The 7,144-nt window shown below is 44.1% G+C and carries 4 protein-coding genes and 1 pseudogene; all 5 read right to left on the bottom strand.

Annotation, left to right across the window (positions count from 1 at the left end):
* Nucleotides 1-52 precede the first annotated feature (52 nt).
* Nucleotides 53-571 carry a siphovirus Gp157 family protein gene (locus CKO12_RS13660; RefSeq protein ID WP_200155278.1) on the bottom strand — a complete coding sequence of 173 codons (519 nt, stop codon included), beginning with the start codon at nt 569-571 and terminating at the stop codon, nt 53-55.
* 10 nt (nt 572-581) lie between these two features.
* On the bottom strand, nt 582-842 hold the full coding sequence (locus tag CKO12_RS13655) for a hypothetical protein (RefSeq protein WP_200155277.1): 261 nt from the start codon (nt 840-842) through the stop codon (nt 582-584).
* 18 nt (nt 843-860) lie between these two features.
* Nucleotides 861-1,625: a hypothetical protein gene (locus CKO12_RS13650; RefSeq protein WP_200155276.1), complete on the bottom strand. Its 765-nt coding sequence runs from the start codon at nt 1,623-1,625 to the stop codon at nt 861-863.
* 889 nt (nt 1,626-2,514) lie between these two features.
* On the bottom strand, nt 2,515-6,666 hold the full coding sequence (locus tag CKO12_RS13645; RefSeq protein WP_200155275.1) for an RHS repeat-associated core domain-containing protein: 4,152 nt from the start codon (nt 6,664-6,666) through the stop codon (nt 2,515-2,517).
* Between the two features lie 32 nt (nt 6,667-6,698).
* Nucleotides 6,699-7,144: pseudogene (locus CKO12_RS13640) on the bottom strand (hypothetical protein); the annotation flags it as partial.

Here is a 7,144-nt window from a genome sequence, read left to right as displayed (position 1 = left end):
ATAAAAAAGGGCTGACAATGCCAGCCCTCAGTGGGTTAAAACCAGTGATGAATTAACGCAAGGTTAAACTCACACCAGTTTCAAGGTGAACTCCGGGAATGGAATCAACTCCTAAACGAAGTTTTTCTTGCATCCAATTCTTGCGAATGTGGGTCAAGGTCTCCGTTTCTTTGAAACAATCAGGTATGACAGTTTCATCGTCCACAATAATGCGGGCGGGTGTCTTACGAAGCCGTACAACGATCTGATTACTCTTCAGTTCAGTCTTGTTGACTTTCTGGAGTTGAGTTATCAGATAATTCCGCAAGAATTCGGAACGTGATTCAAGTTGCTTGCGGCGATTGCGAATGGAAGTCTCTGTTGCTTTAACAGCTTCAGCTTCCAATTCTAATTCACGGGTATAACAAGCCACTGCTAATGCCTTGTCCGTGAATTGTTCATCTAGTTGCAATTGATCCAGAGTGTCTTGCACCAATTGGTGAAGCGTTGCTGGATCATCAGCAGAATCAGATTCCATCAATGACAGAATGTCACGATAATCATCGGCAATCTGGTATAGGGTAATACTCATGTTGTTCTCCTTAAAACGGGATGTCATCTTCAGTGGTACTGGGGGATGAAACATTGCGAGGTTCATATGGGAATACACTTAACAGCCCGGTAAATGCCGGATCAGTAGGTATTGCGTCGAGACGAATTGAGATTCGTTCTCCATATTTGGATTCCTCAATAGTGAGTCGTCCAACAGCGATCCAAACTTTTTTATCAGAATGGTCGGAGGAGGACTGGTACTTTTTTCCGTAGGCGATATTGAATACACGTTTATCTAAAACATGTTCCATGATGTTCTCCAAAGTTGATTAAGCTGCGGCAGAAAGTTCTGGCAGTTTCTTCATAACGAAGTCAAACAATGCAACAGGCAGTTCATTCAAGGATCGTATTGATCCTAATGATTTTGCTGATGCAATTTTATTGCAGTAGGCAATGAATCGTTCTTTATCAAGATTCAACTTGTTCAGTTGATTGGATAATTCACGATATTGCGCTTCTGTAATACAGGTTGAAGATGAAGTTGAGGGTTTATTCTCATTCATCTTTTTCAGGTTGTTGGTCATATCCTCTGTGTCTTGTGTAAACACTTCAGAAAGACCGGCGAGACGTAAAGTTGCATCAATATGGGCGCTTTTAGATGCCATCTTGAGTGCCTTATTCAAATCACCATAATCTTGTTTAAGACTTCTGGCTCCAACTCCATCTGCGAGGGTTTGTCCATGAATGTTTTTCAGTTCACAACGCACCATCACATATTCAGGTATCAAACCTTGTAAAAAGGCTTGTTCTGTTTCCTTCAGTGAAGGGAAATGGACTGTTATTCCTAACATCCCGCATATTTTTTCCGCGCCCGGCTTAAAAAGACTGGGCTTTGAAGGTCCACGTTTGGTTGGAATAGAACCGTAATCGATACCTTCTTTCAAAGATGACCGAATCCAATTCAGTAACAGTTGTCGATTTTCACTTCGCCGCGCCAGGTTGTTTTTGAAAACCGTTGTTGGAATATCTAGCGGATTTATTGCTATATTAGTTGACTCATCATCAATGACGATAGCCATTTCTTGGCTCGACATGTATTGAACTCCATTAAAGAGACAATCAAATCGGCATCCCGTGAAGGACACCGATTTGATCAGGGAGTATCTGTGCTGACAAAATGCGTGAGCATTAAGGCGGAGGCACAGCACAGATATTGAGGATGGAATTAACCATCCTTAAATTATAATATCTATATCAATTACTTGAAAAAACTCAAAGCATATACATAGATATTCAATTAGAATTTAACATAATTGAATTAAAATCATTGCTGTCGCCATAAAAGATAGTTTCAAAAGGTATGATGTGGGTTTGGGCTTTGGGTCGGCGGGGGGCAGTCAGTGGGTGTCAAAGTGGGCAAGTGGGCAAGTGGGCAAGTGGGCGGTTGCCAGTGGCAAAAAAAGCCCCATGACGGGGCTGGTAAGGTCAAATCTGACGGTATAGTCGATCCAACATAAAATGATTGTCGAAATCAGCGCACTACTTTCAATCATGATTGTTGCGCAGCAATCAATTCATTCTGGATCGACTATATAGCCTTGAAGTCGTGGATGTGAATGCGGCATATTTGGAATGGGTGAATCAAAATACCCTGTAATGCAATAGAATCTGCCTTTTTCTAAAGGCATTTGCTTGTGCGGTCTTAGTAGATACACCTCAATCAGCATATCGTTAACCATCTCAATCAATGAGAGTTCAAGACAGGGCAGCGCCACAGTAAGCCGCTGCCCATTCTGAAAAGTGATTGAGTTGCGTCTACGAGAAATTGAAATTGCACTCCAGCAATAACTCATCCAGCATTTCGTTCATAGCCTTTAAAAGACATTCTTTGCTGATTTCAGTAAACACAATCAGCGATGTGTCTAATGATAATTTTCATGGTTCGCTATCCGAGTGCCCTGCCAGTATCTGTAAAATTTTAAGTCATAAGTGTCGCGCCCAATAAAACTGTAATTGCAACATGTTTTCAAATACTTGACCCATGGCACCGCCGGATATAAAAAGGGCTCCATCTGCCACAGTTCCGGCACCCCAACCAAGAAATGGAGCAGTCATTGCCGTTGCGAATGCCCCTCCCACAAAACCACGAATTGCAGCATCGATTAACCGTTGTCGTTTATTACTACTTTCAAAAGGTTTTATTGAACAAGAATTCGAAATAGCTTCGTTAACAATCGCGCTAGATGTTGCTCGAATAATATTACTCGAATCTAGAGTTCCGACAACCGTTGATAAACCAGCTGATCTCATTGGATCATTGATATTGCCAATTTCCTTTATCACATTAGTGATTGCGCCAACAGTGCCTCCCATCAAAACTACACCCGCATAGGCTAACAGAGGTGCAATTTGTCCATTGTAATCAACAGCGTTTACAGGATCATTGATGATATACCCATATAAATTTGTATCCCCACCATTAAATCCAATCGGATCCTTCGCCGTCCATCTTCCTATTTCTGCGTCATAATCCCGCGCTCCAAACCGCACTAATTTGGTATCACGATCATATAATCCGCCAGCAAACCCAAATGGCTGGAATCCTGGATTGCTATCTGTCAGAACATTTCCGAACTCATCATAGTTCATGCGCTGAATAACGCTGCCATTAGTGGTATTCACCACTAAACGCGGGCTGCCGAGATGATCTGTCACGATTCTGTAGGTCACACCACCCTTGACCATATAGTCTGGTACGTTGGCGTGATTTGCATATACAAAACGACTAACAACTGCGCCAGTGCTATCCAGTTCGGCAATCGGTTTCAATCCATCCTGATACAAGAACCCATTTAATAAAGTCCCATTGATTTTCTTACCAACACGACGATTGGCAGCATCAATGACATAATCAATCATTCGACCGTCTGGCAGGTCGACTTGGCGGAGATTACCAAGCACATCATAGTCGTAGGTGGTCGTTTGCCCATTTACCGTTTTGGTCGCTAACTCACCGTTGGCAGTATAGGTGTAGGTAGCATTTCCGTAAGTCAGCAGACGATCTTGGTCATCGTAAGTAGAGCTTGCAGTTAAACCCGGACTGAGCAAGCGATTGCCATTGTCATCGTAGCTATAGCTGGAGATCGTTGCGTCATCGCGCTTCACCTCTACCAGCCGTCCGGCGAGGTCATAGCCATAGTCGTAGTTGTTGACACTTGCGCCTTGGGTCTCGATTTTGTGAGTGATCCGACCGAGCTTGTCGTAGGTAAAATCAGTCTTGAACACCGATACCCCACTGATCTTCGCATCGTACCGGCTAGTTTCACCAAACCCATTGTAGCTATAGGCATCTGTCACCAGACCGAGGCTCGAACCTGTCACCAGACCGTTCTGGCTGCTGCGGGTTAAAGTCAGAGCACCCGCTTTGGTCAGTAGGCTGTCAGCGTCATAGGTATAGGTCACAGAATTGGCACCATTAACGCTGATGCTGGTCATACGGAAATCATTGTCGTAACCAAAGCCAACATTACCCGCTATTGCACCAGTCCAATTCGACTTCGTGAGCAAAGCACCGTTATACGTCAAAACGATGGAACCCCCACTCAGGTCAGTGACGCTGGTCAACTTACCCGTAGTAGCGTTATAGCTATAAGTCTGGGTTCCGTTGGGTAAAGTTTGTTGGCTAAGACGACCGGCAGTGTCGTAAGTAAAACGCAGAAGTTGACCGTCTGGGCGAGTGATCTTAGTTAAATCTTTATCCAGATTGTAGGTATACACAGTGCTATTAGTGCCAGCACCTATTTCTGGTGGACTGTATTCTGCTGTTTGATCGGTCTTGGTATAGGTAAATAAATGCGGAAGCTGTCCTGGTGGAGTTAACGAAGTTAGATTGCCATTATCGTCATAGGCATAACGTAATTCGCGTCCATCTGGCAACGTTTTTTGCGTGATACGACCTGCTGCATCGTATTGATAGCCAAGTGTACGACCCAATGGATCGGTGAGAGTTTTTAAATCGCCTTGTGGATTATAAGCAAGCGTTAGATTGCGTTGATCAACACCAGTACCTTGAGAAATGGAAACAAGCTGACCTTGGGTGTCATAGCCATTATTGATTGCTAAGAGATCAGTTATTTGGGATTGAATTGTCCGTCCCAAGTTATCTAGGGTTTCCGTGCCAACACGCCCTGCTGCACTGGTGCTGGTCTCGCGTTTAGTTGCTGCATCGTAAACTTTGGTAGAGGTGCGACTATTCACCGTCATCGTATCGGTAAGGGTTTTTAAGCTCAAAGGGTCGTTGGAATTTGCCAACGTTGCCGTGCGGTTAGTTGTGATTGTTGAGGTCAAACCACCAGTCACGGTAGTGAGACTTTTAGCAATAGGTATTTGCATCCCGAAACGGGGATCAGGTCCTTCAATTAAGGTGATCTGAGTTCCGTCAGGTTGAGTGGTTTTCGTTGTGCCGTCTGTTTTTATAAGGCTAGTGATTTGGGTATTGTCATAATCAGTATTTGTGGATTGCTGATCACCAGTCGTTAGCGTTTCTAACCGATATTTGGCATTTCGACCTTCACCAGTCGTGCGCGTGACTTCATAGCCTAAAGGCAGTTCAGTTCGTACTAAATTCTGGCTGCCGCCGTCAGCATTCTGATCTTTAATGAGACGACCGAGTGCATCGTAGGTCATGGTTGAGGAATGACCATTCGGATTTTTGAATGCGGTTAATAAACCATCCGCCGTATAGGTCATGGCGTAAGTCTCGCCCGCCGGATTTTTTACCGATGCGAGATAACCATTGGTATCTAGGGTTAATACAGTGCGTTGTCCGTGAGGCGCGACAATGGCGGTAGGATTGCCAGCCGTATTACGTTCAATAGTAGTGATGTTGCCGTCAGCATCTGTGATGCTAATTAAACGACCTGCTGTATCGTAAGTGAATTGAGAGATCACCTGATTAGTTAGGGTATTGCGAGTGCGGAGATGATGACCAGTTGAATCAAATTGATATGCTTCTGAACCATTTTTTGAAGCAATAACTAAATCAGTTAGTGAGATTCCAGGTAAGCTTGCAGATACCCGGCGAATAGCATGATTGTAACGATCAGCAATGTATAAATTTCCTTGTTTGTCTACCGCCAGACTATCTGGTTGAGTTATCATTGCCTGTGTAGCAGGACCACCATCGCCACCGTATCCACAAATTCCATTACCTGCGATTGTAGATACAATGCCATCTGAGTTGACTTTGCGCACACGGCAGTTTGCATGGTCACCAACATAAAAGACGCCATTTTGCGCAGAAGCAACACCCCAAACGTAATTAAATGCTGCAGATGTAGCCGGTCCACCATCGCCACTATATCCGCGAGACCCTGATCCTGATACGGTGTTAATGATTCCGTCCGTTGTAACACGACGAACTCGAAAATTATCACCATCAGTGATTAATAAACTCCCATCAGAAGTAAAACTAATTTCTTGCGGATGACCTAATGTAGCTTTGATTGCAGGACCCTTATCGCCGCTGTAAGAGTGAACACCTGTTCCTACTACAGTAGTGATAATTCCATCAGGGCTTACTCGGCGAATAGCATCGTTGCGTGAAATAGAAATATAAAGACTCCCATCAGACCCCAAAGCCAAACCAGATGGGCTAAACATCCTTGCTAAAAGTGCTGATCCACCGTCGCCACTATAACCAGGAATCCCCGTACCAGCAAAGGCAGAAATGATTCCATCTTTTCCAATTTTCCGAATTCTGTTAAAAGGAGAGGTATAACTATCCTGAGCAATATAGATAACGCCATCAGGAGTTACAGCCACACCAAAGCCTCCATACAATTTAGCATTTATCGCTAATCCACCATCGCCGCTATCACCAAGGATTCCATTTCCCGCAATAGTGTTAATAATGCCATCTGGACTGACCCGCCGTAGCCGGTTATTAGAAGAATCATTAATATAAAGACTTCCTTCTGAACCAATAGTTATCCTGATTGGTTGGTTGAGTTGTGCTTTTGTTGCTAACCCGCCATCTCCACTATATCCAGCAACACCCGTTCCTGCGACAGTAGTTATTATTGCGCTATTGTTACTTTCCGCACTTCTTCGACTACCATCACCGAGATATAACATTTTACCGTTAGGATCATAACTGTGATGAGTATCTAGCGTCCAAGAGCCAAGAGTTGAACCAGATGTTTCCTTGCCGGTCGTGCGTATGACTTTTTGTTGCCTGGTGCAGTCGGTAGATTTTTGCGTATCGGCGCAGTTAATAAAGCAGCGATAAATACACTGCGTGCTAGATCATCAATAAAAGGAAAATCTTTAAACGGTTTCCAAATATAAGCCAATGCGTCCTTGGCTAATTCAACATTGGGTGCATTCGGTATAACGGGATGTGATTCAGATGGCAGACTTAATAATAAACCAGTCGCAGAATCATATCCTGGTTGGTCAACGACTGAACCATCCAGCCTGAGTGTCGGTGCCGTGCATATACCACGTAATGAGTTCAAATCACGCTCTTCTTCATTGCGAGCAAGGACACCGCGACACACAGCGTCTGGTGGATCAATATCGATCAATTCTTTTTTACCAGCGTAACGCTGGT

Origin of the sequence: Chromatium okenii (genome assembly GCF_016583745.1) — a bacterium.
GTDB classification, from domain to species: Bacteria; Pseudomonadota; Gammaproteobacteria; order Chromatiales; family Chromatiaceae; genus Chromatium; species Chromatium okenii.
Note: the sequence above shows the minus strand (reverse complement) of the source record. Positions and strands in the feature narration are given on the sequence as shown.

What these genes read in the sequence shown, in the direction of transcription:
- CKO12_RS13650 (WP_200155276.1), bottom strand. Translation starts at nt 1,625, where the DNA reads ATGTCGAGCCAAGAAATGGCTATCGTCATTGATGATGAGTCAACTAAT.
- CKO12_RS13645 (WP_200155275.1), bottom strand. Translation starts at nt 6,666, where the DNA reads ATGTTATATCTCGGTGATGGTAGTCGAAGAAGTGCGGAAAGTAACAAT.
- CKO12_RS13660 (WP_200155278.1), bottom strand. Translation starts at nt 571, where the DNA reads ATGAGTATTACCCTATACCAGATTGCCGATGATTATCGTGACATTCTG.
- CKO12_RS13655 (WP_200155277.1), bottom strand. Translation starts at nt 842, where the DNA reads ATGGAACATGTTTTAGATAAACGTGTATTCAATATCGCCTACGGAAAA.